1 pseudogene is annotated in these 294 nt (G+C 70.4%); it reads left to right on the top strand.

The window, feature by feature from the left end:
* Positions 1-294, top strand: a pseudogene (locus IG75_RS37040) (MFS transporter); the annotation flags it as partial.

Here is a 294-nt window from a genome sequence, read left to right as displayed (position 1 = left end):
GCCGTCGTCGCGGTGGCGCTGCTCTGCGTCTGGGTCCTCATCGAGCTGCGCAGCACGACACCCTTGGTCGATGTGCGGGCGGTGCGGCACCCGGCGGTCGCCGGGGCGAACCTCGCCATGCTCGTCGGCGGAGTCGGCATGTACCTGCTGCTCACACTCATCACCAGGTACGCGCAGACCCCACACGGCGCCGGCTACGGCTTCGGGTTGACGACCTTCGTCGCCGGGCTGGTCCTCATCCCGTTCTCGGTGCTGGGGTTCGTCGCCGGCAAGCTCACGCCGCGGATCCGGACG

The sequence above is a fragment of the Nocardia rhamnosiphila NBRC 108938 genome (genome assembly GCF_000720425.1).
In the GTDB taxonomy this organism is placed as follows: domain Bacteria; phylum Actinomycetota; class Actinomycetes; order Mycobacteriales; family Mycobacteriaceae; genus Nocardia; species Nocardia rhamnosiphila.
Note: the sequence above shows the minus strand (reverse complement) of the source record. Positions and strands in the feature narration are given on the sequence as shown.